At 65.6% G+C, this 26,299-nt stretch carries 24 protein-coding genes; 9 read left to right on the forward strand and 15 right to left on the reverse strand.

What is annotated here, in order from left to right; all coding sequences use genetic code 11:
- Positions 1-307 precede the first annotated feature (307 nt).
- On the reverse strand, positions 308-1,210 hold the full coding sequence (locus TF1_RS09385; protein WP_011292723.1) for a cation diffusion facilitator family transporter: 903 nt from the start codon (positions 1,208-1,210) through the stop codon (positions 308-310).
- Between the two features lie 101 nt (positions 1,211-1,311).
- Between TF1_RS09385 and cmtR the strand changes: the two genes are divergently transcribed.
- Positions 1,312-1,659: a Cd(II)/Pb(II)-sensing metalloregulatory transcriptional regulator CmtR gene (gene cmtR / locus TF1_RS09390; RefSeq protein WP_011292722.1), complete on the forward strand. Its 348-nt coding sequence runs from the start codon at positions 1,312-1,314 to the stop codon at positions 1,657-1,659.
- Here the strand turns inward: cmtR and TF1_RS09395 are convergent.
- Together TF1_RS09395 and TF1_RS09400 are read right to left on the reverse strand one after the other, a co-directional pair.
- Complete coding sequence (locus tag TF1_RS09395) at positions 1,656-2,468, reverse strand: (2Fe-2S)-binding protein (RefSeq protein WP_041428143.1); 813 nt, start codon at positions 2,466-2,468, stop codon at positions 1,656-1,658. The two genes, cmtR and TF1_RS09395, sit on opposite strands and share 4 nt — an antisense overlap.
- Entirely contained in the window at positions 2,469-2,951 is a 483-nt protein-coding gene (locus TF1_RS09400; RefSeq protein WP_011292720.1) for a MarR family winged helix-turn-helix transcriptional regulator, read from the reverse strand. It lies immediately after the preceding gene.
- Between the two features lie 231 nt (positions 2,952-3,182).
- Between TF1_RS09400 and TF1_RS09405 the strand changes: the two genes are divergently transcribed.
- Entirely contained in the window at positions 3,183-6,377 is a 3,195-nt protein-coding gene (locus TF1_RS09405) for an efflux RND transporter permease subunit (RefSeq protein WP_011292719.1), read from the forward strand.
- Positions 6,378-6,594: 217 nt separating this feature from the next.
- Here the strand turns inward: TF1_RS09405 and TF1_RS09410 are convergent, their stop codons facing one another.
- Positions 6,595-7,053 carry an ATP-binding protein gene (locus TF1_RS09410; protein ID WP_038044049.1) on the reverse strand — a complete coding sequence of 153 codons (459 nt, stop codon included), beginning with the start codon at positions 7,051-7,053 and terminating at the stop codon, positions 6,595-6,597.
- Between the two features lie 582 nt (positions 7,054-7,635).
- On the opposite strand from TF1_RS09410, the gene TF1_RS09415 reads away from it, so the two are divergent.
- From TF1_RS09415 to TF1_RS09430, 4 genes are all read left to right on the forward strand, one after another.
- Positions 7,636-9,705 carry a PhoX family protein gene (locus TF1_RS09415; protein WP_011292717.1) on the forward strand — a complete coding sequence of 690 codons (2,070 nt, stop codon included), beginning with the start codon at positions 7,636-7,638 and terminating at the stop codon, positions 9,703-9,705.
- A gap of 274 nt (positions 9,706-9,979) precedes the next feature.
- Positions 9,980-11,062, forward strand: a complete 1,083-nt coding sequence (gene mgrA, locus TF1_RS09420; RefSeq protein WP_011292716.1) for an L-glyceraldehyde 3-phosphate reductase — start codon at positions 9,980-9,982, stop codon at positions 11,060-11,062.
- A 52-nt stretch (positions 11,063-11,114) separates the two neighbouring features.
- Positions 11,115-12,005: an ABC transporter permease gene (locus tag TF1_RS09425; RefSeq protein ID WP_011292715.1), complete on the forward strand. Its 891-nt coding sequence runs from the start codon at positions 11,115-11,117 to the stop codon at positions 12,003-12,005.
- A gap of 36 nt (positions 12,006-12,041) precedes the next feature.
- On the forward strand, positions 12,042-14,171 hold the full coding sequence (locus TF1_RS09430) for a dipeptide ABC transporter ATP-binding protein (protein WP_081430428.1): 2,130 nt from the start codon (positions 12,042-12,044) through the stop codon (positions 14,169-14,171).
- On the opposite strand, the gene TF1_RS09435 is transcribed toward TF1_RS09430, so the two are convergent.
- The 3 genes from TF1_RS09435 to TF1_RS09445 all read right to left on the reverse strand — a co-directional run bounded on the left by TF1_RS09435 (position 14,168) and on the right by TF1_RS09445 (position 16,854).
- Entirely contained in the window at positions 14,168-14,569 is a 402-nt protein-coding gene (locus tag TF1_RS09435) for a hypothetical protein (RefSeq protein WP_011292713.1), read from the reverse strand. The two genes, TF1_RS09430 and TF1_RS09435, sit on opposite strands and share 4 nt — an antisense overlap.
- A 15-nt stretch (positions 14,570-14,584) precedes the next feature.
- Complete coding sequence (locus tag TF1_RS09440) at positions 14,585-15,868, reverse strand: hypothetical protein (RefSeq protein WP_041428142.1); 1,284 nt, start codon at positions 15,866-15,868, stop codon at positions 14,585-14,587.
- A gap of 152 nt (positions 15,869-16,020) precedes the next feature.
- Positions 16,021-16,854, reverse strand: coding sequence for a MinD/ParA family ATP-binding protein (locus tag TF1_RS09445; protein ID WP_255266164.1), 834 nt, complete (start codon positions 16,852-16,854; stop codon positions 16,021-16,023).
- A 469-nt stretch (positions 16,855-17,323) separates the two neighbouring features.
- On the opposite strand from TF1_RS09445, the gene TF1_RS09450 reads away from it, so the two are divergent.
- From TF1_RS09450 to TF1_RS09460, 3 genes are read left to right on the forward strand one after another with little or no spacing between them, the layout of a single operon-like run.
- Positions 17,324-18,454 (forward strand): hypothetical protein, encoded by a 1,131-nt coding sequence (locus tag TF1_RS09450; RefSeq protein ID WP_146088122.1) that lies wholly within the window; start codon positions 17,324-17,326, stop codon positions 18,452-18,454.
- On the forward strand, positions 18,454-18,957 hold the full coding sequence (locus TF1_RS09455; protein WP_011292709.1) for a hypothetical protein: 504 nt from the start codon (positions 18,454-18,456) through the stop codon (positions 18,955-18,957). Before TF1_RS09450 ends, TF1_RS09455 begins: the two co-directional genes overlap by 1 nt.
- Positions 18,958-18,968: 11 nt before the next feature.
- Positions 18,969-19,883 carry an FKBP-type peptidyl-prolyl cis-trans isomerase gene (locus TF1_RS09460; protein ID WP_155983551.1) on the forward strand — a complete coding sequence of 305 codons (915 nt, stop codon included), beginning with the start codon at positions 18,969-18,971 and terminating at the stop codon, positions 19,881-19,883.
- A 65-nt stretch (positions 19,884-19,948) separates the two neighbouring features.
- Here TF1_RS09460 and TF1_RS09465 read toward each other — a convergent pair whose 3' ends face one another.
- The 8 genes from TF1_RS09465 to TF1_RS09495 all read right to left on the reverse strand — a co-directional run bounded on the left by TF1_RS09465 (position 19,949) and on the right by TF1_RS09495 (position 26,297).
- Positions 19,949-20,725 carry a hypothetical protein gene (locus TF1_RS09465; RefSeq protein ID WP_011292707.1) on the reverse strand — a complete coding sequence of 259 codons (777 nt, stop codon included), beginning with the start codon at positions 20,723-20,725 and terminating at the stop codon, positions 19,949-19,951.
- Between the two features lie 97 nt (positions 20,726-20,822).
- The gene (locus tag TF1_RS09470; RefSeq protein ID WP_011292706.1) at positions 20,823-21,491 is read right to left on the reverse strand and encodes a C40 family peptidase; all 669 of its coding nucleotides are present in this window, start codon (positions 21,489-21,491) and stop codon (positions 20,823-20,825) included.
- Positions 21,492-21,526: 35 nt separating this feature from the next.
- Positions 21,527-22,180 carry a hypothetical protein gene (locus TF1_RS16150; RefSeq protein WP_156482498.1) on the reverse strand — a complete coding sequence of 218 codons (654 nt, stop codon included), beginning with the start codon at positions 22,178-22,180 and terminating at the stop codon, positions 21,527-21,529.
- Positions 22,095-23,165, reverse strand: a complete 1,071-nt coding sequence (locus tag TF1_RS16495; protein WP_255266162.1) for an OmpA family protein — start codon at positions 23,163-23,165, stop codon at positions 22,095-22,097. The genes TF1_RS16150 and TF1_RS16495 overlap by 86 nt, the downstream gene beginning before the upstream one ends.
- Positions 23,166-23,295: 130 nt before the next feature.
- The gene (locus TF1_RS09480) at positions 23,296-24,000 is read right to left on the reverse strand and encodes a pilus assembly protein TadG-related protein (RefSeq protein ID WP_011292703.1); all 705 of its coding nucleotides are present in this window, start codon (positions 23,998-24,000) and stop codon (positions 23,296-23,298) included.
- 14 nt (positions 24,001-24,014) lie between these two features.
- A complete protein-coding gene (locus TF1_RS09485) occupies positions 24,015-24,278 on the reverse strand; it encodes a hypothetical protein (RefSeq protein ID WP_011292702.1) in 264 nt (87 codons plus the stop codon).
- 129 nt (positions 24,279-24,407) lie between these two features.
- Complete coding sequence (locus TF1_RS09490; protein WP_011292701.1) at positions 24,408-25,061, reverse strand: response regulator; 654 nt, start codon at positions 25,059-25,061, stop codon at positions 24,408-24,410.
- A 24-nt stretch (positions 25,062-25,085) separates the two neighbouring features.
- Positions 25,086-26,297: a sensor histidine kinase gene (locus TF1_RS09495; RefSeq protein ID WP_011292700.1), complete on the reverse strand. Its 1,212-nt coding sequence runs from the start codon at positions 26,295-26,297 to the stop codon at positions 25,086-25,088.
- Positions 26,298-26,299: the final 2 nt, after the last annotated feature.

A 26,299-nucleotide genomic window follows, 5' to 3' on the forward strand; every position in this document is an offset into this window, starting at 1 on the left:
TCCCCCCAAGGTTGATTGACCACCACGCCGACCAGACTTCCCGGCACACCCATGCCGAGGCTACAGCCGTGCTGCCTCGGGCTGGGACGGAACTATGCCAGGACTGTGGCCGGGCTGTCCAGAATGATGCCGGTCTGGCCCGCAGGCTGTGGACCGTCCCCCCGGAAATACGAGGTCTTCAAAGTCCGGGGTGTGCGCCGCAGCGGAGCCGGGCTGCTCCGGCTGTCCCTGTCCGAGCGTGCCATTGTGCGAGCCTTTCCGGTGGGTGCGCTGCTGCGGCGGGGCGCTGCGCTCGGGCAGCAGGGGCTCAGGCGCGGCAGGCGTTCTCGTGGTGGGCGTGCCCCACCGGCTCCACTTGGATGGTGGAGTGGTCGATGGAGAAGTGCGTCGACAGGCAGTCGTGGAGCCGGGCCAGGAGGCGTCCGCTGTCGGCCAGAGCGGAATCCTCGACTACGACGTGGGCGGAGAGCACCGGCATGCCCGAGGTGATGGTCCACGCGTGAAGGTCGTGGACGTCGACCACATTGGGGTGGGTCTGCAAGTGGCGGCGGACTTCGCTGAGGTCGAGGCCGCGGGGGGTTGCTTCCAACAGAATGCGAAGGGCCTCGTTGAGCAGATGCCAGGCTCGCGGCGCGATGAACAGGGCGATAGCGATCGACACCACAGAGTCCGCCCAGTGCCACCCGGTGAGCCAGATGATGAGGGCGGTGACGACGACACCCGCTGAGGAGAGGAGGTCGCCCAGCACTTCCAGGTAGGCACCGCGCAAGTTCAGGCTCTCGGCCTGGCCGCGTCGCAGCAGCCCGAGGGCGATGAGATTGGCGAGGAGGCCGACGGTCGAGAAAACCACCATCGTGGAGGCGCTCACCGGTTGGGGGTCCAGGAGTCGGCGGACAGCCTCGTAGCCGATGAAGCCGCAGAGCGCGAACAAGAGGAGGGCGTTGAGCGCGGCCGCGAGGATTTCCGCCCGTTTCAGACCGAACGTGCGTTCGTCGGTGGACGGCTGGTTGGCGATCCAGATCGCGAACAGCGCCACCAAGATCCCGAAGGCGTCGACCGCCATGTGCCCGGCATCACCGAGCAGTGCCAGGCTGCCCGCAGCGAGGCCCCCGACGACCTGGAACGCCATGACGCTGAGGGTCAGCGCGAGGACCAGCAGGAGACGCCCGCGGTGGGCGCCCGCGGCGGTGTGATGGTGGTGGTGACCCATACCTTCCCTTTCGTTCCGGTCTGGTGGGGCCGAAGCGGCAGCGATAGTTCAGCCATCACTGTTTATACAGTCTGCACTGTCTATACAGTAAAGAGTGTAATATGGTGATTATGCTGACATCCGACCAGCGTCTCTCCGCGATCCGGCGCCTGGGACGGGCGCTCGCCGATCCCACGCGATGTCGCCTGCTGCTGGTCCTGCTCGACGGTCCCGCATACCCTGCACAACTCGCCGAGCAACTAGGACTCACCCGGCAGAACGTCTCCAACCACCTGTCGTGCCTGCGGGAATGCGGACTAGTCCGGGCAAGCTCCCAAGGAAGGCAGACCCGCTACTCCCTGGTGGACGACTCCCTGCGCCACGCCCTCGAAGATCTGCTGCGCGTGGTCTGGGGCGTCGCCGTCGCCCACGTCCCCCCAGGCGAGACGGTTCCCGTGCCGATCGACTAGGCCTGTGCGGAGCCTTCCCCCGCGGACAGGATCTCCTGCCACTGGCGGGCCCGGGTGTCCTCATCCAGCAAGGCACAGTCCCCGCACTTGCTGCCGCCCGGTGCCCGGTAGTACAAGCAGCACGAGCGGCGCACAAAAAACCGGTGCGGCCGCCCCGCGTCGGGTTGGACGAGCCGCCCCAAACCCGCCAGCGGCGGCCGTTCGAGAAGCGCTGCGGCAACAGCAGCGGCACGGTCCGCCCACTCTGGACGGTGCAGCGAGATCATCATCACAGCGCCGCCGACCGCCGCGGCCACATTGCCCCACAGCAGGCGAGGGGAGATCCGGGTCCTGTCGCGCACGGCCGCACCGAGCGGAACCAAGTGGCGTTCGAGCAGAGTCCCCGCCAACGCTTGAGCGACCTCCGCCGCTGCTGCCGGAGCAGCCGCGAAACGGTAGGGGCCGGACAACCACGAGGTGACCTGCTCGGTGTTCGGCTCCCACAGCAGCGAGGCCGGTGGGATGTCCACCACTACCCCGGCACAGGCCGCGGCCAGCGCTGGGGAGACGAGACGGGCAGCGAAACCCAAGTGGGTCACTGAAGCGGCCACCCGCGGTTCCACCGGACCGAACCGGTCCGCCACCCACGCCATCCGGGCCGCCACCACGTCAGGGCAGTCATACAGTTCGGCAAAAGAGCGCAAGCCGGCGGGGGCTGCATCCGCGGTAAGGAGACGCAGGTCGAAGTAGCCGCCCAGCGCGGCCAGTGCGGCGAGCACCTCCTGTTCCCGCGCCTGTGCGGCCGACTGCTCTCCGGGGGACACCCTCACTCACCTCTCCCAGCCGGCTGACGTGCTCGGAGAAGACCGTAGCAGCGCCGCATACAGCGCCTCTGCCCCGCGGACGAGACTGCGCAGCGTCTCCACGTCCAACGTCTGCAACGCCTCGGACATGCGCTTATGGCTCGCACCCCACATGTCATTCACGAGGGCTCGGCCCTCCTCGGTGAGATCCACCCGGCGCACCCGCCGGTCCGCGGGATCCTCGCGGCGGAACACCAAAGAGCGCGCCGCCAGCCGGTCCACGATTCCCGTGAGTGTGGCAACACTCACACCGACCCGTTCGGCCAATTCGTGGGTCGGCGTGTTGCCGTCGATGGCCAAAGCCACCAGAACTTTGAGCTGCTGGATCGTCAACGTGGTGCTCAGCAGCGGCAACGAACGGTCCCGCAGAAACAACTTGAGCTGACGTATTTCTAAGTCCCGCAGCCGGTCAATCAACTCGCGTTTAGTGTCTGACGCGCCGCTGTCCATTCAGGTTCCCGCTTCCAGCCCTGATCGGCTCCCGATCAATCCCTGACATATCCCCGATTTGTATCACTCTGGCATGATTTTCAATGCCACGCGAAGTATCGTGGAACCGCGTGCCCGGCTACAGCCCCCGCGTGCCTCCGTACAGCGGCGCGGGACGGATCATCAACGACCGCTCATCCCAGCGGTGTTCCCATCCGACGTGAAACCATCCTGGTTGAGGAGCCCCTACTCATGTCTCACTTGGCCAAGCTCAGCCTTGGCAACCGGGCGCTGATCCTGCTGATCACCCTCAGCGCACTGATCTTCGGTGCGATCTCAGCAGGGTCCATGAAGCGCGAACTCATGCCGTCATTCGACGTGCCCATGGCCGTCGTCGGCGCCCAGTACCAAGGAGCCTCGCCGCAAGTCGTCGAGAACGACGTCACCCAAGTCCTGGAACAGGCGGTCAAAGGCGTCCCCGGGGTGACGAGCTACACCTCCACCTCGAGTACCGGAACCGCCCAGATCATTGCGGAGTTCGACTACGGCGACTCCACCGACGACGTCGTCCGCTCCCTGCAAAAAGCCGTCGACCAGGTCGAACCGTTCCTGCCGGAGGACGTCGACCCCTACGTCATGGCTTTCGGCATGGACGACATCCCGGTGGTCATGCTCGCCGTCGGAACCAGCGACGACGACGCCCAGAAACTCGCCGAACCCATCGAAGACCTGCTCGTCCCCGAACTGGAGTCCATCAGCGGGGTGCGCGCCGTCCAAGTCACCGGGATCCGCGAGTCCACCGTGGTCGTCACCCCCGACGAGGACAAGCTGGAGAAGGCCGGCTACACCGTCGCCGACCTCACTACCGCGCTGCAAGCCAGTGGACGCCTTCTACCCGGTGGGCAGATCACTGAAGACGACCGCACGCTCACCGTCACCACCGGCGGCCGGTTGGAGTCGCTCGAGGACGTGGAGAACATCTGGCTGACGCCCAGCGGCGCAGCCGCAGCAGCGATCCCCGGCATGCCGGGAGCCCGGGCCCCGGAACCCGTGCAGCTCTCCGAGGTCGCCGACGTTGAACTGGTGCTCGACGAAGCCACCAGCATCACCCGGACCAACGGCGAACCGAGCCTCGGCATCCTGGTCACCAAGACCCCCGACGGCAACACCGTCGAAGTCTCCGAAAAGGTTCAGGAGCGCGCCACCGACATCGCCGACCAGCTCGGTGACGACATCAGCATCACCGTGGTGTTCGACCAGGCGCCGTTCATCAACGACTCCATCGCCGCCATGGCGGAGGAAGGCCTCCTGGGCCTCGGATTCGCGGTCCTCATCATCCTGGTCTTCCTGCTGTCGGTCCGCTCCACCATCGTCACCGCGGTCTCCATCCCGGTGTCGCTCCTCATCGCGATCCTGGGCATGTGGAGCTTCGACTACACGCTCAACCTGCTCACCCTGGGCGGGTTGACCGTGGCCGTGGGGCGTGTGGTGGACGACTCCATCGTCGTCCTGGAGAACATCAAACGCCACCTGAGCTACGGCGAAGACAAGCACACCGCCGTGCTCACCGGGGTGCGCGAGGTGGCGGTGGCCATCACCTCGGCCACGCTGACCACCATCGCGGTGTTCCTGCCCATCGGATTCGTCAGCGGAGAAGTAGGCGAACTGTTCCGGCCGTTCGCGGTGACCGTCAGCATCGCGCTCGCTGCGTCCCTGCTGGTCTCCCTCACGATCATTCCGGTCCTCGCCTACTGGTTCATGAAGCCCAAAGTCGTTCCGCCCGAGGAGCTGGAACGCATCAAGGCAGAGGAGTACCAGCGGGAACTGCGCTCCCCGCTGCAGCGCAGCTACCTGCCGGTGATCCGCTGGGCCACCAAGTACCGCTGGACCACGCTGCTGGCCGCCGGCGTGATCTTCCTCGGCACGCTGGGGATGACCCCGTTCATCAAGACGAACTTCCTGGAAGACCAGGGACAGAACACGGTCAGCGTCGTCCAGGAGCTTCCGGTGGGCACCTCCCTGGAGGCTGCCGACGCCGAAGCAGCCAAAGTCGAAGAAGCATTGGAGAAAGTCGCCTGGATCGAGTCCTACCAGGCGACCTTCGGCGGCGGGGGGATGTTCGGCGGCCTGTTCGGCGGCGCGGACAGCATCACCTACACCATCACCACCAACCCCGACGGGGACCAGCTCGCCTACCGCGAGCAGCTGCGCGAGATCCTCGAGGAGATCGACACCGAGGCGGAAGCCCGGATCGACGCCACCGGCGGCTTCGGCTCCGTGCTGGAAGTGGTCGTCAAAGCCGACGACGCCGAGACACTCGCCGAAGCGACCGAACTCGTCGAGGAGACTGTCCGCGACATCCCCGGGGCGGCTGACGTGCGCAGCAGCATCGCTGCCGTCCAGCCCGCCTTCGAAATCCACGTCGACGGCGAGAAAGCCGCGAAGAAGGGACTCACCGAAGGCCAGATCGGCCAGGCGGTGACCGCTGCCTTCCAAGGCACCAAGGTCGGCACGGTGACCGTGGAGGACGTCCAGCACGACATGGTGCTGCGCGTGGACGAGGCCCCTGCCACCGTCAAGGAACTCGAAAACCTGCGGATCACCACTCCCACCGGCAGCGAGGTCAAACTCTCCTCGGTCGCCGAAGTGGAAGAAGTGCTCCAGGCGCCCGAGCTGAGCCGCAGCGACGGCTTCCGCTCCGCCACGGTCACGGCTACGCCCACCGCCGACGACCTCGGCCGGGTCACCAGCGAACTGTATGTGGCGCTGGCCGACCTCGACCTGCCTGACGGAGCGACCGCGGAAATCGGCGGGGTCAGCGAAGACCAGAACGAGGCGTTCGCCCAGATGGGTGTCGCCATGCTGGTCGCGGTCGTGATCGTCTACCTGATCATGGTGGCGACCTTCAAGAGCCTGCGCCAGCCGCTGGTGCTGCTCGTCTCCATCCCGTTCGCGGCCACCGGGGCGCTGGGCCTCCTCTTGGTGACCGGAACCCCGCTGAGCCTGCCCGCGCTCATCGGCATGCTCATGCTCATCGGCATCGTGGTCACCAACGCGATCGTGCTCATCGACCTGGTCAACCAGTACCGTGCCAAGGGGATGGAGCTGCGGGAGGCCGTTGTCGAAGGCTCGCGGCACCGGCTGCGGCCAGTGCTCATGACCGCGCTCGCCACGATCGGCGCGCTCACCCCCATGGCTTTGGGGATCACCGGTGGCGGGGCGTTCATCTCCCAGCCGCTGGCGATCGTGGTCATCGGCGGACTGATCAGCTCCACGCTGCTCACCCTGATCCTGGTCCCCGTGCTCTACACCATGACCGAAGCGGCCAAGGAGCGCAGGCTCGCACGTCGGAAGGCCCGCCGGGAGGCGGAGCTCGCCGCGGCCCGGGCCGCAGCGGGACAGTCGGAGCCCGCTCCGGCCGAAGCGAAGGAGGACGCCACGAACTGACCTGTCGGGGCGTTGTCCCACCGCCGTGACACTCTGGGGCCGTCGCATGACCGCGGCGGCCCCACGCCTATTCCCGGCCACCACTCTGCAAGGCGTGCCGAGAAGTACGGGCATGCCGCGGGAAGCCTTGTCACCAGCCACGCGCCGCGCGCAGCCCTTTTGCCCGCTGCTGCCGTCCTGCGCTACCGCGTCCGCACCCCGCGGCCGGGTGCGCTGGTCAGCGGTCCGTGGGGGAGGTCTTCGCGGTGCTATCCCAGACCACTTCGAACCAGACGGTGCGCCCTAGCCCGTCGGCGCGGGACTCGACCCCCCACTTGGCAGCGAGGGCTTCCACGAGATCCAAGCCGCGGCCGTACTCGCTCACGTCATAGGGGTCTCGGTGCTGCGGACGGGGGAGCTGCGTACCGCCCAAGTCTCGGACTTCCACTCGAGCCCAGCCTTCAGCGGCGTGGACTACCACCTCGAATTTTCCGCCAGGGGATCCCGAGGAACTGTGGCGTACCGCGTTCGTGGCGATCTCGCTCGTCAGCAGCGTGACCGTGGAGAGCTCGGGACAGTCGCCGAGCTGGCGTGCCACGAACCGGCGGGCGTGTCTGATCTGGCTCGCCAGGCCAGGAAAGCGGCGTCGGATAGGAAAACCGCGCGCGTTGGAGTGGGGAAGAGAGCGCTCGTGCATAGGCTTCGCCGGTGCTTCGGAGGGCAGGGGGACAACAGGACCGGTACGTTGGCGGGGCACCAGGGAAGACGACCGGATCGTGGACCGCACTGTCGGGACGTCGTACATGTGATCACTCCCCGGGCACGGGGTGCCCCGTGCCATCGTGAGGGCCGCGAGACTGCGCTAGTGGGGCGGTGCCACGGTGGGGGTCGTCCATGCCCGGCAGGGTCACGGCGCGAGCGTGGCCATCCCAAGCGGCCCCGCGGTGTCAGGGTGAGCGTCAAGTAGGTCTGGACTTCTCTTCGCAAAAAGGATACGTGGAGCAATCGCCACGAAACACTGTGGGGGTGCACAAAAAGGAATTGGCAGAAAACTCCATGTGACCGCTGGCGCAAGAAGAGAATTGCGAAGCACGCAGAACCCTCCTCACCGCAGGCGATGCCAGCAAAATTGGGGTGCGGTTCACGGCAGATTCACGAATTCGACCAGCGTTTCCGGGACGGTGGTCTCAGACCGGTGATCCCTTCCCCGCCACACCCACCGCGCGCCTCTCCGCGCCATTGGGGGAGGGCCGCTTTTCGCCCACGACCAGGAGGACATGTGACCGAAAACGTCCCCCGCCGACTGCTGCCGCTCCTCGGCGTCCGTGGCGGACGCTCCCGGGTGACCTGCCGGTTCCGCTGCGGTGACGCCTGCTACCACGAAGCGCCGAACACCAGCAGCAACCCCTACTTCGGAGACATCTACACCGCGGTGCTGTCCCGCCGTGGCATGCTGCAGGCTGGCGCGGTCAGCATCGGAATCTCCGCCCTGGCAGTGAGCGAAGCCGACCCGGCACTCGCGGGACCCGGGCACGCCCACGGCCACCACGGCGGACCGCACCCCCACCCCCACTCCCGCCTCGACTTCACCCCGGTGCGGCCCAACACCGACGACACCGTCACCGTGCCCCGCAACTACGCCCACCGGGTAGTCGTGCGGTGGGGCGACCCGGTAGTCCCCGGCGCACCCGAATTCGACTTCGCCAACCAGAGCGCAGAAGCCCAAGAAAAACAATTCGGCTACAACTGCGACTACGTCAGCTTCTTCCCCATTGACTCGCGGCGAGCCCTGCTCTGGGTGAACCACGAATACACCAACGAAAACCTCATGTTCGCCGGATACACCGACGGCTCTACCGCCGACCTGGAGCAGATCAAGATCTCCATGGCCGCACACGGCGGATCCGTCGTCGAAATCGAACGGGTCGGCACCACTGGGGAATGGCGTCTCGTCACCAAAGGACGGCGCCCCTACAATCGCCGCATCACCGCCACCACCCCCATGAAACTCACGGGGCCCGCGGCCGGGCACCCGCTGCTGCGCACCGCAGCCGACCCGTCAGGAACCAGAGTCCTGGGCATGCTCAACAACTGCGGTGGCGGCATCACCCCCTGGGGCACGGTGCTGACCGCCGAAGAAAACTTCAACCAGTACTTCGTCGGCGGAGAAGGCGCACCCGAAGAAACCAAACCCGCTCTGCGCCGCTACGGCATCGCCACCTCCGGCGACACCCGCCGCGGCAACCGGAGGTTCGACCGGGTCGACGAACGCTTCGACCTGTCCAAACACCCCAACGAAGCCAACCGGTTCGGCTACATCGTCGAAATCGACCCGTTCCACCCCCACGAGCAGCCGCGGAAACGCACCATGCTCGGCCGGTTCAAACACGAAGCCGCCACCATCCGGCTCACCAAAGACCGGCGGGTCGCCGTCTACATGGGCGACGACGAACGATTCGACTACATCTACAAGTTCGTCAGCGACAAGAAGTACCGTCCAGGATCCCGCCGCCACAATGACACCCTGCTCGACTCAGGAACCCTGTACGTGGCCCGGTTCACCGGAAACAGCCCTGCCGACCAGATCGACGGCTCGGGACGCCTGCCCGACGACGGCGCATTCGACGGCACCGGCGAGTGGATCCCGCTGTGCGATGCACAACGCAGCTACGTCGACGGGTTCACCGTCGCAGAAGTCCTCATCCACACTCGGCTCGCCGCTGACGCGGTCGGCGCCACCAAGATGGACCGGCCAGAAGACATCGAAGCCAGCCCTGCCACCGGCAAGGTGTACTGCGCCCTCACCAACAACTCTGCCCGCCGCCCCGACCAAGTCGACGAAGCCAACCCGCGCGCCGCCAACAAATACGGCCACATCCTGGAAATCACCGAACACCGCAACGACTCCGGGGCCACCACCTTCACCTGGACCGTGGTACTCGTCTGCGGCAACCCCGAAGACCCGGACACCTACTACGCCGGATACGACAAGTCCAAAGTCGCCGCGATCTCCTCACCCGACAACATCGCCTTCGACAAGAGCGGGAACCTGTGGATCGCCACCGACGGACAGCCCGGCACCCTCGGCGTCAACGACGCCCTCCACGTGATGCCCGTAAAAGGCCGCCACCGCGGGGAACTCAAAACCTTCGCTACCGTCCCCGTCGGCGCGGAATGCTGCGGCCCGTTCATCACCCCCGACGACAAGACCGTCTTCATCGCACCCCAGCACCCCGGGGAAGACGGCACCGTGGAAAACCCCACCAGCACCTGGCCTGACGGGGACTTCCCCCGCCCCTCCGTCGTCGCGATCTGGCACACCCGAGGCAAGAAAGTGGGCTCAGCCTAACCACGTTCCCCCGGGCCGCGCCCCGCATCCGGTGCCGCGGCCCCCGCAGGGGGCGGGGCCCACCCGAAGCCGCCCCGCCCCCCTGCGGGAAACACCACCGGCCCGCCAACCCCTGCCGCCTCGCCCGCCGCCCCAGGGACACCACCCCTGGCTCCCGGACGCACTACCCCGCAGGCCCCGCCTCGGTCAAGCCCACCCCAAACACTCCTCGAAAGGCCCCAACCCTGCGGGAACGGGGTATCCAGCACAACCCCGACATGGCAGGATCGTCCCCATGGTGCATAGAGGCGACATTCCCCGAAACGACGTTCCCCCCGCCGGCGTCTACCGCGCGGACCCGGAACGCTACAACGGCCGCATGCCCTACCGCAGGACCGGGCGCAGCGGACTTGACCTGCCCGCCATCTCCCTCGGCCTCTGGCACAACTTCGGCGACAACCGCCCGCTGGAAACCCAGCGCGCCATCCTGCGCCGCGCCTTCGACCTGGGCGTGACCCACTTCGACCTGGCCAACAACTACGGACCGCCGCCCGGCGCCGCCGAACTCAACTTCGGCCGCATCCTGCGGGAAGACTTCCGTCCCTACCGCGACGAACTCGTGATCTCCACCAAAGCCGGATGGGACATGTGGCCCGGCCCCTACGGCAGCGGCAGCTCCCGCAAATACCTCCTGGCCAGCCTCGACCAGTCCCTGGCCCGCCTAGGACTCGACCACGTCGACATCTTCTACAGCCACCGCTACGACCCCTCCACCCCCCTAGAGGAGACCATGGCGGCCCTCGACGCCGCAGTGCGCTCCGGCAAAGCCCTCTACGTAGGCATCTCCTCCTACTCTCCCCAGCACACCGTCGAAGCCGCGACCATCCTGCGGCAGATGGGCACCCCGCTGCTCATCCACCAACCCTCCTACTCCATGGTCAACCGGTGGATCGAAGACGACGGCCTCCTCGACACGCTGGAAGCCGAAGGAGTCGGCTGCATCGCCTTCTCCCCGCTAGCGCAAGGCATGCTCACCGACAAATACCTCAACGGCATCCCCGCCAACTCGCGGGCCGCCGCAGGCACCTCGCTCTCCCCGGACTGGCTCACCGAAGCCAACCTCGCCCGCATCCGCGCCCTCAACGACATTGCGGCCCGACGCGGCCAAAGCCTGGCCCAAATGGCGATCTCCTGGGTGCTGCGCGACCCCCGAGTCACCTCGGCACTCATCGGGGTGAGCAGCGTGCAGCAACTCGAGGAGAACATTGCCGCAGTGCACGCCCCGGAATTCACCGACGCGGAACTCGCCGAAATCGACCGGCACGCCACCGACCTCGGCGTCAACCTGTGGCAGAGGTCAAGCCGGCCCCGCACGTGACCGGACACCCGGCCGGCCAGGCCCGCCGGAACCCAGCGACCAAGGAGACACCATGCCCCCATCGGGCCCCGCCACCAGCGCGCCGCGGCCCCCCGCACCGCCCTCCGCCCGCTGGCCAGCCGGGCTCCGCCACCCCCGCATCCTGGTGGGAGCCGGGCTACTGATCCTGCTCACCCTGCTCGCCTGGCTCGGCCCGCTCGCCGCACCATGGGGCTTCACCGAACGCGACTACACAAGCTTCCTGCAACCACCCTCCGCACGCCACTGGTTCGGAACCGACGGCAGCGGCCGAGACCTGTACGTCATCACCCTGGTCGGCCTCCGCAAATCCCTCCTCATCGGACTGCTCGTCGCCGTCCTCACCACCGCGCTCGCCGCCGTAGTCGGCGCCATCACCGGATACTTCCCCGGCCTCCCCGACCGCCTCCTCACCTGGCTCACCGACCTCGCCCTCGTCGTACCACCCCTCCTCGTCCTCGCTGTCCTCTTCCCCATCGTCGACAAAGGCGGCTGGGTAGCCCTGATCCTGCTGCTCGCCGCGTTCGGCTGGATGGTCACCGCCCGCATGGTCCGCGCCGCCACCCGCTCCCTGCGGCACCACGAATACATCCGCGCCGCCCGCTACCTGGGTGCCTCCCCCACCACGATCATCATCCGCCACCTGCTGCCCAACCTGTCCGGCCTGCTCGTCGCAGACGTCACCGTCAACGTCAGCGCCGCGATCCTCGCCGAGACCGGACTGTCCTACGTCGGACTCGGCGTCCAACCCCCCGACGTGTCCCTCGGCACCCTGATCGCCCACGGCACCCGGTACGCCACCACCCACCCGTGGATGTTCGGCTTCTGCACGGGGCTGCTCGTCCTCCTCGTCACCGCCGTGCACCTCCTCGGCGAAGGACTCCGCGACGCCCTCACCCGCGGCATCCCCGTCCACCGCGCCTGACCACGCCCCGTCCCCGCCAGCCGTCCACCACCTAGGATGCACACCGTGACTGGAACCGAGACTCACCCCGGGCCGGCGTCCTCCCCCCACACCACCAGACCGCACCCCGCAGTCGAACCCGTGCTGTGCGTCGACAACCTCCACGTCACCTTCCCCGCCACACCGCACAGCCAGCCCGTCCCCGCGGTACGCGGCCTCAGCTACCAGCTCCACCGCGGAGAAATCCTCGGTATCGTCGGCGAGTCCGGGTCCGGAAAAACAGCGGCCCTCCTCGCCGTGCTCGGCCTCCTCCCCGACCGCACGCGCATCACCGGATCCATCCGACTCCACGGGCGAGAACTCCTCGGCCTCACCGAACGGGAACTCGCCGCGATCCGCGGAGCCACTGTCGCCACCGTGTCCCAAGACCCGCTAGCCGCCCTCACCCCCGTCCACACCGTCGGCTTCCACCTGGCAGAAGCCCTCCGCCTCCACCAGCCCCGACTCTCCCGCGCCCAAGTCAAAGACCGCATAGTCGCCCTCCTCCGCCGGGTCGGCATCCCCGACGCGGAACGCCTCCCCGACGCCTACCCCCACGAACTCTCCGGCGGAATGCGTCAACGCGTCATGATCGCCATGGCGATCGCCAACAACCCCGACGTCATCCTCTGCGACGAACCCACCACAGCACTCGACCCCACCGTCCAAATCCAGATCCTCGACCTCCTCGCCACCATCCGCCGCGATACCGGCGCTGCCATCGTCCTCGTCACCCACGATCTCGGCGTTGTCGCGGAAATCGCCGACCGCGTTCTCGTCATGTACGCCGGACAGCCCGTAGAAACGGGAACCGTGGCAGAGGTGTACCGGCATCCCCGCACGCCCTACACCATGGGCCTCCTCGCCGCCCTGCCCCGCGTCGACACCACCGACCCCGCGCCTCCCGCGCCCATCAGCGGCACCGCGCCCCCACCCACCGCCCCGCCCCGCGGGTGCCCCTTCGCACCGCGCTGCCCCATCGCACTCCCCGCATGCACGGCTGAACCCCCCGCCCTGCAACCGGTGGACCCCACCGCACCCGCCGGCCACCGTGCAGCCTGCCACCGCCTTGCCGACATCACCGCCCACCAGTGGACCGCGGCCGACCTCTACCCCCAGCCCGCACCCGCGTCCCCGACCCGGCCGCCCCGAGACCAGCGGTCCACCGTGCTCGCTGTCGACAGCCTCGTCAAACACCACCCGCTGTACCGGGGCAGCCTTTTCCGCCGCCGGGCCGGGGCGATCCACGCCCTCGACGGGGTCAGCTTCGACCTCCGCGAACACGAAACCCTGGCCCTCGTCGGCGAGTCAGGAGCAGGAAAATCCACCCTTCTCACGGAAATCCTCGAACTCGCCCGCCCCGCCCACGGCCGGATCACCGTCCTCGGCCACGACACGGCCACCCTCACCCCGCAACAGCGGTTCGCGCTCCGCCGCGACCTCCAAGTGGTCTTCCAAGACTCCTCGTCCGCCCTCGACCCGCGGATGACCGTCGCCCAAATCGTGGCGGAACCCTTGCAGATCCACCGCTACCCGCGCCGCGACATCCCCCACCGCGTGCGCGAAGTCCTCTCCCTCGTCGGCCTCGACAGCTCCTTCACCCAGCGCCGCCCCGCCCAGCTTTCCGGTGGCGAACGCCAACGAGTCGGCATCGCCCGAGCCCTCGCCCTCAACCCGAAACTGCTGCTGCTGGACGAACCCGTATCAGCGCTCGACGTCTCCGTGCAGGCAGGCATCCTCGCCCTGCTCACAGAACTCCAAGCCCGCCTGGGACTGTCCTGCCTGCTCGTCACCCACGACCTGGCGGTCGTCCGCCACGTCGCCGACCGGGTCGCCGTCATGCACCTGGGGGTGATCGTCGAAATCGGCGCCACCGAACCGGTCCTCACCGCGCCCCGCCACCCCTACACCCAGGCGCTCCTGTCTGCCCTTCCCGTCCCCGACCCGGACGCGGCACACCGCAACCGCACCGTGCTCTCCGGAGACCTGCCCAGCCCTGCCGACCCGCCGGTGGGCTGCCGGTTCCAGACCCGCTGCCCCAAATTCCGCACCCTCACCGACGCGGAGCGGCGTATCTGCACCAGCCAGCCGCCCCCGCTGCGGCCACTCGGCGACACCGACCACCAGGTCGCCTGCCACCACGGTTAACCGCCAAGACGCGATCCAGGGGAAGGCCGCAGCGCCCGCCCCAACTGCCACCCGGCTACCGCACCGGCCAGCGACAACACCGTGGTGACCAGGAAGCCACCCCAGTCGGTAGCAGGCTGGAGCCCCGCAAGCACAGCATTAGCGACAAGAGCAGCCACCGGCCCGCCCAGGGACGCCACAGCATCCCGGCCCCAACGGTCCCGGTGCGGACCACGGTGCGCCAGCGCCGCCACCGCGGCAGCGAGCAGCGCGCACAAGAAACCGGAAGAGCCGTACCACAGCACCACCCCGTCGAACGAGGACAACTGTTCAACCGAGGCAGTGTGCACGATCACGCCCGCCGCCACCGTGGTGCAGACCAGCCACGCCACCACACCGACCAGCCAACAGACCACCATGACCACACATCTCCTTCAGGAACAGGCTTCGTAGGGGATATAGGAGCGGACGCCGTCCGTGGGAGCGCCCAGATATTCGGCGCCGGTGACGTGCAACGATTCGTCACCCCACGTGCCGCCCAACCCCAGGCTCACCCCGAGCTTGACGCTGCCGCTCACCTCGTGGATGTTGTCGGAGCTGCCGTAATGCACCCGCGACGTGCGCCCCTCGGTGAAAAGCCACCGTTCGAACGGACCCGCATCGTCCGCCAGCTCGGTGGGGGCCAGAGCATCCCACGTCAGCGGAAGCACCCGGCCGTAGGCGAGCCAGCCCATCCACTCCTCGGCCATGGCGCGCTCCGCCGCGGTCTCCACTGCCAGCTCGGTAGTGGTCACCGTGACCCGGTCCCCGCTCGCCGCGACCTGGGTCAGCGTGAGCTGCGTGATCTGCCCCGCGCGGTCTCTCGTGACCGTCAAGGTGCCTGAGCGCTCCCCGCTCGGTGTCCAGCCACCGACCACCCAGTCCGCGCCGATGCTCGCCGTACCGCCGAGCGAATACGTGGTGGAGACACTGCCATCCCGTCGGTCCGTGGACTGGCTGAGCGCCGCCGTCACCCCGATCGCGCCCTCCACTTGGAGCTTCGGGTTGATCCCCCACTCCTCAACGCCACCGTGGCCTCCGTCTCCGCCCTTCTGGCGTTCGTTGCCGAAACCAGCCCCGGCGGAGCTGTCCACACCGAGCTCGCCTTCCCACCCCTCCCGCACAATGTCCGGCTCGGGAATGTCAGGACCCCACACCAACTCAGCCACCCACCCGGCGAGCGGGCTGACGCTTCTGGTGAAGTCGATCCGCTGCCGGGTCCGCAGGTCGTCCATGAACTGTGCGGCCTCTTCCGGGCTGCTGAACACCCAGGTGCTGCCGTTAGGCAGGCTCAAACCGGCCCCCACGTTGATCTCCGCGCCGAGCTGGAACGCTTTCGTCACGTTGAGACTGGCGCCCGCCCCCAGCGAAGCCTCCAGTTTCTCGGTGTCCACCAGCGTCACATGGGTTTCCCCGGTGGAGAACGACTCTTGGATGAACGAGAACTGGGTGCCGAAGGTGATCACCACCTCAACCTGGTATCCCGCAATGTCCGTCTGCCGACTGAGCAGGCAGCGCTCGGGTTCGTACTCGGCGTCAGCAGCCTCCTCGACACTCCCGGACAGTCCGTCACAGTCATCGAGCTGCAGGATCACGCAGACAGCACGGGCAGCTCCGTCAGCGACCGGCTGGGGGAGCACGAACGCCACCACGACGGCCACGGCGGCGCAGACAAGCACCAGAACGGCGACGTATTCGACAAAAGCGCCACCGCGGTCACTTCGAGGCCAGCAGCACATGGCAGCGCACTGTAGGAAACAGTGCACCGGGGCGGATAGCAGCCCAGGCCCTAATTTCCCGTGGGCCCGCAGGCCCACCGCCCGGGGAGCGGTCAGCGGAAGACCGCGGCAACCTCAGCAGCCAATTCCAGATAGGCCAGGTGGGTGGCGGGACGCAGCCGGGCAAGGTCAACCGGCCCGCCCTCCTCCAAATGGGGGTCCTCGGGGATGCGCAGCACACGCCGGCAGCGGTCCGAAAAATGCCGCTCCAACTGGTCGAGGTCGATACTGGGGGACTTCGCCACCCGGGACAGCACGGTGACACAGGAGCGGGCAAGCGCCGCATACCCGTTGGTTTCCAACCAGTCCACCGTGGCCAAGGCGGAACGTGCCCCGTCCACCGAAGTGGGGCAGACCACGATGACCTGGTCGGCCAGGTCCAAAATCGCCCGCATCGCGGGATGCAGCATGCCAGTGCCGCAGTCGGTGATGCAGATGGAGTAGAAGCGCTCCACAATCCGGGCGAGATGACGGTAGTCGCCGTCGCTCAGAGCCGGATACCCCTCCGGATCAGTCCCCGAAGCGAGAAACTCCAACCGGGACGGCGCCTGCCCCGTAAAAGCGCGCACATCCGAGTACCTTTTCACGGTTTCCCGGCGAGCCAGCAGGTCACGGGCATGGCGCTGCGGGCGCAGGGGAGTGGGCAGCCGGTCCAGCAGCGTGCCCCCATGGGGGGCAGCATCCACCGCGATCACCCGGTCACCACGCTCTTCAGCGAGCACAGCACCGAGTCCGACCGCTGTCGTGGTCTTGCCGACCCCGCCCTTCATGCTGAGTACGACGATCCGGTGGTGGTCGCTCACCGCAGGACCGCGCACAAGGGCGCACAACTCCCGGCGGTGCCGCTCCGCCCGGGACTCACCCGGATTGATGAGGCCCCGGCTCACGGTGAACAAGGCACGCCGCCACCCTTCGCGGGGCGGACGCCGCACAGGGCGCAGCAGCGACTCAGAAGTCAGATCCGCGGACGTTCCCGGGCGCGGCACATCCGCGGGATGCTGGCGGGCGTGGGCGTACCGGTGGCCGTCGGCTGGCTCCGGTCGGGATGAAAAAGCAGGAGGCACGGTGCAGCGCTTTCTGCCACCGCGGCTCACGGCCGCGAACCTTAGTTAAGGGAACGCGCTCGCATTTTACGCATTCCGATCGTTGAAGCACAGATCTGCAGTGGCCGTAAGAGTTGGGCCCTCGGTCCTAGCCGCCCTCGGGATCCCCGGGAATTACTTAGGACCAGCCGGGAAGGAATTGATGCCTGGGGCTCTAGCTGCCCGACCATTTTCCTGCCTACGATCTCGCCGTTCCACGAACCTGTGCCGCAGGCAGGATTGGGCCGTTCCGATAACGCGAGGTGATCGCACCGTGCGCTTGAGACCGCCGCCTCCGCAAGAGGACACCGGCGCTGGATATGTAGAGTACGGCGGGGTCGTGGCGCTGATCGCGGTGATTGCCACCGTGCTCTTTTTTGCGTGGGGAGGAATTGCGGCCACGGTCCGCGACGGAGCAACCGGGGCAGTGTGCCGGATCCTTGATTCAGCGGACTGCGAGACCGAGACAGCGGGACACACGACGTCCGGAAGTGAGGCGCCGCTCTACTCAACGGTTCAAGCCAACGGTCCCGGCGCGGGCATCACCCCGCTCCAGGATTCCCCGCCACAGGACTGCGCCCCCGGCGGACTGGGGGTAGACCACGACCGCCGGGACACGGCTCGGGACGCCCGGAGGGCGGACAACGACCGCGAGCGGCGCAACGGCAGTCCAGAGGAAACCACAGGCACCTGCGGGCCTTCCCCCCACCAGCCCAGCGGTTTAGGCGACCCAGTACCGGGCGAACAGGCCCCGGTCCCTGAGCCTCCCGCCTGGGAGCCAGTCGATGAAGGAGCCGGGGAATGGGGGTCGGAAGACTCCCTCGCCAGCCAAGCAAAGGCGCGCTTGATGCGCGCACTGGCGGAGAGCGCCGCCAATGCGATGGCCGGAAAGTGGCCGAACGCCTCCCGCAACCTGCTGCATTTCCTTAGCAACAGCGGCGAACCCTTGGAACAGGACGTGGACCAGATGCTGAATGACGTCCCACAATTCCGTGATGAGGTCGACACCACGCTAGAGAACCTCGCGGCTACCGCTATCGCCCAGGCCCAAGCCGAAGGGGTTGACGGTCCCGTCACTTTTCCTGTCAACACCGCGTGGACAGGTTTCTACATCTCCCCCTCGTACTCGCGAGACTGGTTCTTTGCGCTGGGGGGAATCCAGTACAACGTCACAGGACAGATCACCGTCTATCCTCCGAGTGAACCCGGCGGTGAATGGCGTTACGAGAGCAGGACCCGGGTCAATATCCGCGACCAGTACAACTGGGATGGCGGAAAAAGCACCCAGATCGGACCCTTTACCGTGAGCGACGAGACTTTGGCTGAGATGCACCGGGTCGGGATTGCCCGGGAGTACCTGGCCTACGGGCAGTCCCAGGAAGAGATTCGGGAAGGAACCTTCTGATGAAACGCACGGTCCTGCAGGCGACGCTTGCCGCCTGCGTCGTGCTCGCCGCCACCGCCTGCGGAAGTGACGAGGGCAGCGGAGCAACGGACAGGGGAGGGCAGGTGGAGCAGAGCCCGACCAGTACCCCGGAGGCCTCCGCGGAGGCGTTCCACGAGTTCTCCGGAGTGCATCTGCCTGACGGAGCCGAAAACCCGGAGATCACGGTGGAACTCGACGACCGGGGAAGCCCGGTCTACTGGGTCTCCTTCGGCGGCCCGCGAGCCGCAGCTGACCAGCTCTGCGAACAGGTCGGCAACTACCTGATCCAAGCGCGAGGAGTGAGCGACGAACAGGCAGAAACGTTGCGTATCCCCGAATCCGACCTTGCAGCCGCCAACGAACCCGTCTGGGGATGCTCTGCCGTCATCCAGTCCACCGGAGCCGACATCGAAGCCGTGGTCTTGCCGATGGACGACGACACTGCCCGGGTCTACCTGCGCGCCGAGGCGTTCCGCACATGAGGGGAGGCCCCGTGGCCGCTCGTGGTGTCTTCCGCTCAGCCCTCCTGTTGCCGCTCTCCGCGCTGCTGCTGGCCACGGCCTGTGCCGGGGAGGGCGGTGAACTCCCGGAAGTAACCGGGGATTTCGGGAGCGAGCCCCGCGTCGTGTTCACTGGGCCGCTCCCCGCAGAACCGCAATACCAGACCATCCTGCCCGGCAAAGGACTGCCAGCAGGCAAGGATGCGCTGCTCGTGGTGCGGATGGCGCAGTACGTGTGGAACGGCTCCCAGGGGGTCGGCGAACCGGTCTTCTCCAACTTCTCGGACGGGGCGGACGTGCTGCTCACCGTCGACGACCTCGGTGCAGGCGAACTTTTCGACGATGCCGGACCAGGATGGGAGCAAGGCAGCCGGACCGTGCTGTCCCTGCCGGAGGATCCGTCGGCAGGCCAGGAGACTGCAGCGGCCACCGCTTATGTCATCGACGTCGTCGACCACTATGTGGCAGGCGAAACAGTTCCCGGAGAGCAGGAGGAAACCACCGAGCCGCCACTGGGAATCGACGTCTCCAACCACCGGCATCCGCGGGTCGTATCGCCGACTACCCCTCCCCCGGAACAACTGGAGAAAATCACCTTGATCGAAGGTGAAGGTGATCCGGTCCAGGAAGGCGACCGGGTGGTGATCCAGTTCGCGGGAGTGGCCTGGCACAGCGGCGAAGTGTTCGACAGCACGTGGGAGTGGAACGGCCGTCCCAGCGCCTACACCGTCGGTATCGGCCAGCTCATCCCCGGATTAGATGAGGCTCTTCCCGGCACTCCCACCGGGAGTCGGATCCTTGTCGTGGTCCCACCGCAGCTCGCCTTCGGCAGCAGAGGAAACCCGGAGATCGGCATCCCTGAAGAAGAGACCGTCATCTACACCATCGACATTCTGGGCCGCCACTGAACAGGTTGCTCCGCAAGATGCGGGAAACCCGCCCGGCTGACGCTGCAGAGGGGTGGGGCGGTGAACTACCCCTCTGCTTCCCAAGGCAGCTCTCCACTGCTGAATTCGTAGCAGGGGGCCTCGTGCATGGGCACCGGCTCCGGATAGGTGACGCCTCCGTCAGTGCTTTCAGCACAGCGCCACGGATAGTAGGCTCCGCTGTCCGGGTCGAACCGGTGGAAGAATTTCACGTATCTTTCAGCCCAATCAGGGTTGTCATCTCCGAGATAGCCCACGATTTCTACGGATCCGTCACCGTCGAGGTCCGCGGTTTCCACGTCGCGCTGTCCAGCGGTGAGCGGGCCGGTGAGGCTGAACTGGGTGACGCTTTCCGGAAGGTCGGGGCGCATCCAGGAGATCTGCTGGAGCCCGGCCACCCCGCGGTATTTGGTCAGCAGCAGGAACGTGCCGTCTTCTGCGATAGTCCAACTGTCGTCGAAGTCAGCGGGAGGCAGTGGGACGAACCCGGTGGGGGGTTCGTTCAGGTTGCTGGCGACGAGTTCGTCGTCCTCGTCTAGCAGGAAGATCCGAGTGGTGTGGGTTGCCCCGGTCACCGGGTGCGGCTCCAGTTCTGCTGCGGCGATCAGCGCACGCACGGGCGTGTCCTGGTAGGTCAGCCCAGAAACCGTGTGAACGTCGGGCGAACAGCTAGTGCAGCCCAGCTCACGGACGAGCTGCGCCTCGGCGGAAAGGGGCTCGCTGGAGGGTGCTGCAGCCGGGGCGCTGGAAGAAACACACCCGGTCCCAGAGATGAGCAGCACCGCGGCAGCGGCAACAGCGGTGCGGCGCTGAAGGGAGAACATCACCGTCCCTGACCGTGCGGGTGGGCTGTTGCAGGAAACGCGCCACACAAACCGGATAGTGGGCGCGGCGTACCGAGAAGCCTGAGAAGAGGCATGATCACCCGGACCGCTGGGGGACCCGTGCTGCGCTCACCCAGCGGGACTCCCAGTAAGGGTTGCCGAATACCTGGGTGACGTTGACCGGGTTTCCAGCGTGCACCATTTTGCCGTCGCCAATGTACATGCCGACGTGGGTCGGGGGTGGGTAGTTGCTCATGGTGTGGAAGAAGATCAGGTCACCCGGTTGAAGCTGGTCTCTGCTCACCGGCGGTAGAGCAGCCCGCTGTTCCCAGGTGGTCCGGGGGATTTGTACGCCTGCGGCTCGCCAGGCTCCTTGAACCAGCCCGGAACAGTCGTATCCGTGCGGCCCGGTGCCGCCCCACACATACGGCAGACCCTGTTTGGACAGGGCCCATTCGATAGCGACCCGGGCGTCTCCTTCACCGATGACGGGGCCGTTGTAGTAGCCGATGGGGAAGGTGAAGACGTACTCTTCGGGTTCTTCCGGCCGCTGGATCTCCGTCCACGTCTCACCCCCGCACTCGGGTCCGTCAACGAGACAGACCATTTCGCGAACGTTGTCGTGGAGCACTTCCCCGACCGGGGATTGGAGGACAGCGGTGATGACCCCCACCGCGACCAGGGTGACCACCCCCATCTCCACGAAGGAGGAGCCGCGGTCGTCTCTGGCCGAGGAACGGGGAGGAGTGGCAGGTGATCTCACCACCGGAGAGCTCCTTTAGCAGCAGGATTCAGCGGAAATCAGCTAATAGGAACGTCTTTGACCGGATGGAAACCGGGGATTTCGATAGTGACTTTTTTGGTTTCTTCAGGGATTTGATAAGAGGCCCAGTAGGTGCTTCTTCCTCCCGGATCTGTTCGCAGAACAAAGGAAGCAACAGTGTGGTCTGCGCCAGCGCAGAGACATCCCTTCTCTGAGTCAATATATGTATTGAATCTAATTCCCCGTTCTTCATCAATGAGAACCAGTCCGTTGCCAGAGGCTCCTGAAGGATAGGAGTAGACAGAATTTTTGAATTCGTGGAGCCAGATTTCTGTTTTGCTGTTGTTGTAAAGCGTCCATACGAGCGAGGTGTACTGACCTGTGGCAGATCGTTTGAGTTCATTGATTTCGATGCGGGCGCCTTCCCACGCTGAGTGTGTGGCTGTTGTTGAACCAATAGAGGGAAGACTTTCTGAAGAAGGAGCAGTCTCTATAGAGTCCTGGGCGTGAGCGGAAGGCATAGCTAGCACTAGAGCGGTGGTGAGTAAACCGGTAGCCAGGAGAGACAGAGAGCGTGTTCTGGACAGTTTCTTCACGGTTTCCTCACTATTTGGAGAAAGTGATGGTGACGCGCCGGTTTTTCGCCCGTCCCTCTTCGGTTCCATTGTCGGCGACTGGGTCAGCAGAGCCATGTCCAGCCACTTCAAAGGTGATGCCATCCCGGGTGATGAGCTCTTTGAGTCTCTTCTCCACTGCCTTGGCGCGATCCAGAGAAAGAGGGTTGTTAATGGCATCGTTTCCCGTGTTATCGGTGTGACCATCGATTTTTACGGTGGTGGTGGAAGAGGCGTCGATCTCTTCGGCAACAGCCCGTAGCGTCTCATCAGCAGCATCAGTCAGAGTGGACTCATTCAGATCAAAGAGCACATCCGAGGACAGCATGATGCTGGTCGTATCGCCCGTCTCGCTTCGAGAGCTACTTCCGTCAATGTCGTCCTGGAATGCCCAGAAGTCGAGAATCCGCGGTTCGGCAACGGGCGTGTTCACAATATCAGGATCGGGAGACGCCGCTTCGGTAATAGGAATATCTAGAAAATCTGGGGTAACGGGGGTCATTACCGTCATGAGTTCAACATCTTCGGGGGGAGCAGGGTAGGCTGCCCAGATATCGATGCTCTCTCCAGGAGAAAGATCCTTTTGTCCCGACCAGTCAGAGCAATGGCAGGTTTTCCCATCAGTCAGCTTAAGCGGCATGTGCCGCTTATTGTTTTGCATATCGATGAGAGAAACCCCGTTAGGAGTGGTGGGTTCTGTATTGGGGTCACCAAACTCGGCGAGTGTATAGAATATATACGTATTCTCCCGACCGATGTTGGTGATGCCTAGATTCAACACTAAAATCTCTGGGCTATGCCGTTCCAGAGAATAGATGTCGAAGCGGAGATTTCTTCCTCCCACTGCCGCGTTGGCGAGTGCAGTAGCGATGGGAGAGCGGCCGTCCCCGTTGCCGGAAGTGTCGCTTCCTCCGTCGGATTCAACATCTCCTGTGCTCTGCTCAGGATTGGTCGAGCTGTCCGGGCTGGAGACACAGGAAGAAAGCAGAACCGTGCTCAGCGCCGCTGCCAGTAGAAGGCAGGATGCGCGGAGGAAACCAGACGTAGCGATCAGTCGGTTCACGGGACGGCCTTCCAATCAAGGGCAGAACGATTGATCAGATGATTAGATTATCCAACGATGCCGGGGATCGGGACTATGCGAATGATGGGTACGGAAAACTATCGAGGATGAAGAGGCAAGATGAAGATCCTTAAGGCTGAGGATCTTCATCTTCCTCATCATCCGAGTCGGCTACACCGAAAGGCTTGTAGAGATACTGTCCTTCCTTGGATACAAGGCGGATGTCAATGAGCTGACGGGCGTGCTGCTCGCTCTGGATCATCTGTCCTTCACAGGAGACGCCGATGATCTGGTGGCTGGCTCCGAAGACGTAGTTGCAGTCGGGAATGACCATTTCCGCGATGGCTGCAGCGTTGCCGATATGGACAAGCCCTTCCTCGTCCTCTGGTTCGGTCCCGTCACAGACGGAGTCTGACCAGCCCCTGCTTCGATCCTCTAAAAGCTCCTTGCGGCAGTTCGCACCGCGGATCTCGACCCGGACAAAGTTGCCGACCTGGCCCATATGGTTGTCACTGGCCCGGATGTCTTCCAGGATTGCTCCGTTCTTTTGAGCATATTTCTCCGCTTGGGCTCGGCCACGTGCGGGATCGTAGAGTCGGTAATACGGGATCTGCCGCCTGGCTAGCATCGCAGCGGCGTTGTCTCGCGCGACCGTAACTGCGGCTAGCGCTGCAGCATCCGCTGCAGTCTGGGCTCGACTACGTAACTGATGAGCATCGCCGAGGCGGATAAAGAGCAGCATTAGCGCTAACAGAGACAACATCATGCCGATGAGCAAGAGCAGGCTCGCCTGCCCTTGCTCATCGGCCGATGGAGACTTGAGAGTGAGCCTCATGGAACTGCGGAGAACTACTGAGGGAGGGGTGGTTCAGCCGGGGTTGCAGTGCCGCTGCCCGTACCAAAGATTTGATCTAGCGCTTTGTTGACAGCCGTCTGGACCGCGTTGCCGATGGGGTTGTTGGTGATCAGAAGGGTCGCGATCGCGGCCACCAGGACGAGGACACCCGCGTACTCCACGAATCCGGCGCCTCGATCATCGCGCCGCTTCATGAGGTTGAGGTGGTTGGCAAAGGCCATCCGGGCCTTGACGTAGAGAGAAAGGATCGGCGTCACTGTGGGAACTCCTTTGTCGGACGTTCCTTGGGGCTGTTGTTGACGGTCACTAATGTAGAGAGTGGGCCATTGGGTGCCTAGAGCCCGCGGGCCTAAATATCAGGTCCCAAGAAGGCCCAGGTCCGCGCGTCAAGGTCTGGGACCTGCATGGCCGTTCCACCGGGCGATCGCCGCTGCTCGGGTACGCACCCCCAACTTCCGAAAAATTCGGTTGATGTGGTTTTTCACGGTTTTTTCGGAAAGGAAGAGTTCTTTCGCGATCTCAGCATTGGACAGACCACGCGCCGCTGCTTCAAGCACTTCAGCTTCCCGTTCGGTGAGGCCTAACGCCGCAGGGGCGACTGGGACCGGAGTAGGGGGAGCGGCACGCAGCGAGGAGACCAAAGCCGTCGCAGCCACTGGGGAGAGCGGACTCCCAGTGCCGTGCACTACTTCACGCAGTGCCCGGTTCAACTCGTCTAGCGTGAAGTTGCCGTGCACGAGATAGCCGGAGGCGCCGCGGCGCAGCGACGTCTGGATCACCTGCGGGTCTTCGGTGTGGGTGAGCATGACGACTTTGGTGAACTCGGCGAGTTCTTCCACCACGCTGACCCCGTCGCGTACCGGCATGCGCACGTCGAGCAGGACGACGTCGGGCCGGAGCTCTTGGGCTTTCGTCACAGCCTCGGCGCCGTCGCTCGCCTCGCCGACCACCTGAATGTCGTCGGAGGCCTCCAGCAGAGCGACCAGGCCTGCACGCACGACAATGTTGTCGTCCACCGTGAGAACGGTGATCGGGGACATGACGAGGACCTCCTCCAAAAGGGGTTACTGGGACAGGTCGCTGTTCTCGCAGGACGGCGCCAGCGGGAGTCTCACGGTGAGGGTGGTCCCTTCTCCTGGGGTTGAGTCGATGACGAGGTGACCTCCCGCGCGGATCGCGCGTTCCTGCATCCCAACCAGCCCGTAGTGGCCAGGGGCGGGCACCTCGGGGTCGAAACCCTGACCGTCGTCGTGGATCGTCATGACCAGGTGGCTTGCCTCAGCGGTCAGCTCCACGGTGACGGTGGCAGCGTGGGCGTGCCGGTGGACGTTCGTGAGCGCCTCCCGCAGTATCGCAATGGCTTCATGACGTGCAGTCACCATCAACGGCAGGGGAGAGTCGCAAGATCGCAGCTGGGTGCGCACCCCGGTCCGAGCAGACCACTCCCGCAACACTTCGGCTATCTGGTCTGCGATCGGAGTGTCGGAAGTTTCCTCACGCAGGTCGGAGATGAGTTGCCGGGCTTCGCGCGCCGCGGTCTCTGCGGCTTTCACCACCTGGGCCGCGGTGGCCTCGGCGCGTTCCGGATCCTTGCGCAACCACACCGGGAGGGCTTGGGCAGCGAGTGCGGCGCCGTGCAGGGTTTTCGCCACCGAATCGTGCATGTCCCGAGCTAGCCGGGCGCGCTCTTCTGCTGCTGCGGCGGCGCGTTCAGCTGCGCGACGCCGCTCTTGCTCCGCGGCCAGCTCTTCGAACAGGCCGCGGAGCCGCAGCCCGATGTATCCAGCGGTCGGATAGAGCAGCGGCTGGATGACGATGGCCTGGACGGTGACCCACAGCGTCACCGTTGGCGTGGACAAGCCGCCCAGGTAGGTGAACAAGGCGGCGAGATAGCCGAGGATCTGCAGTGCAGAGATTCCCGCCACACCCCGGACCCCGTAGAGCACCCCTGCGGTGGCGCTGGTGAGCACGGTGGCGAGGAAGAAGGCTCCCGACAGGCCGGACATGGCCAGGATCGCTGAAGAGACCAGAATGTCGGCGACGGTCAGCACCGGGTAGCGCACGACGTGGGCGGAAAACCGCCCCCAGTAGCGGGACAGGAGCCAGGACAATACCGCGTAGCTGATCAGGGCGAGGGCAACACCAGCGGAGATCTGCTGCGGGGGGAGGAGCAGCAGAGCGACGCCGGTGAGGAGGAACCGCAGTTGGATGAGGAGCCGAGCGAGCGCGGCTAACCGTTCCCGTGGGGTTTCTTTCTGATCTGCTGCGGTGCCCATGG

Origin of the sequence: Thermobifida fusca NBRC 14071 = JCM 3263 (genome assembly GCF_001592045.1) — a bacterium.
Taxonomy (GTDB): Bacteria; Actinomycetota; Actinomycetes; order Streptosporangiales; family Streptosporangiaceae; genus Thermobifida; species Thermobifida fusca.

What these genes read in the sequence shown, in the direction of transcription:
- TF1_RS09385 (WP_011292723.1), bottom strand. Translation starts at nt 1,210, where the DNA reads ATGGGTCACCACCACCATCACACCGCCGCGGGCGCCCACCGCGGGCGT.
- cmtR (WP_011292722.1), top strand. Translation starts at nt 1,312, where the DNA reads ATGGTGATTATGCTGACATCCGACCAGCGTCTCTCCGCGATCCGGCGC.
- TF1_RS09400 (WP_011292720.1), bottom strand. Translation starts at nt 2,951, where the DNA reads ATGGACAGCGGCGCGTCAGACACTAAACGCGAGTTGATTGACCGGCTG.
- TF1_RS09405 (WP_011292719.1), top strand. Translation starts at nt 3,183, where the DNA reads ATGTCTCACTTGGCCAAGCTCAGCCTTGGCAACCGGGCGCTGATCCTG.
- TF1_RS09410 (WP_038044049.1), bottom strand. Translation starts at nt 7,053, where the DNA reads ATGCACGAGCGCTCTCTTCCCCACTCCAACGCGCGCGGTTTTCCTATC.
- mgrA (WP_011292716.1), top strand. Translation starts at nt 9,980, where the DNA reads ATGGTGCATAGAGGCGACATTCCCCGAAACGACGTTCCCCCCGCCGGC.
- TF1_RS09425 (WP_011292715.1), top strand. Translation starts at nt 11,115, where the DNA reads ATGCCCCCATCGGGCCCCGCCACCAGCGCGCCGCGGCCCCCCGCACCG.
- TF1_RS09430 (WP_081430428.1), top strand. Translation starts at nt 12,042, where the DNA reads ATGCACACCGTGACTGGAACCGAGACTCACCCCGGGCCGGCGTCCTCC.
- TF1_RS09435 (WP_011292713.1), bottom strand. Translation starts at nt 14,569, where the DNA reads ATGGTGGTCTGTTGGCTGGTCGGTGTGGTGGCGTGGCTGGTCTGCACC.
- TF1_RS09455 (WP_011292709.1), top strand. Translation starts at nt 18,454, where the DNA reads ATGAAACGCACGGTCCTGCAGGCGACGCTTGCCGCCTGCGTCGTGCTC.
- TF1_RS09465 (WP_011292707.1), bottom strand. Translation starts at nt 20,725, where the DNA reads ATGTTCTCCCTTCAGCGCCGCACCGCTGTTGCCGCTGCCGCGGTGCTG.
- TF1_RS16150 (WP_156482498.1), bottom strand. Translation starts at nt 22,180, where the DNA reads ATGGCTCTGCTGACCCAGTCGCCGACAATGGAACCGAAGAGGGACGGG.
- TF1_RS09480 (WP_011292703.1), bottom strand. Translation starts at nt 24,000, where the DNA reads ATGAGGCTCACTCTCAAGTCTCCATCGGCCGATGAGCAAGGGCAGGCG.
- TF1_RS09490 (WP_011292701.1), bottom strand. Translation starts at nt 25,061, where the DNA reads ATGTCCCCGATCACCGTTCTCACGGTGGACGACAACATTGTCGTGCGT.
- TF1_RS09495 (WP_011292700.1), bottom strand. Translation starts at nt 26,297, where the DNA reads ATGGGCACCGCAGCAGATCAGAAAGAAACCCCACGGGAACGGTTAGCC.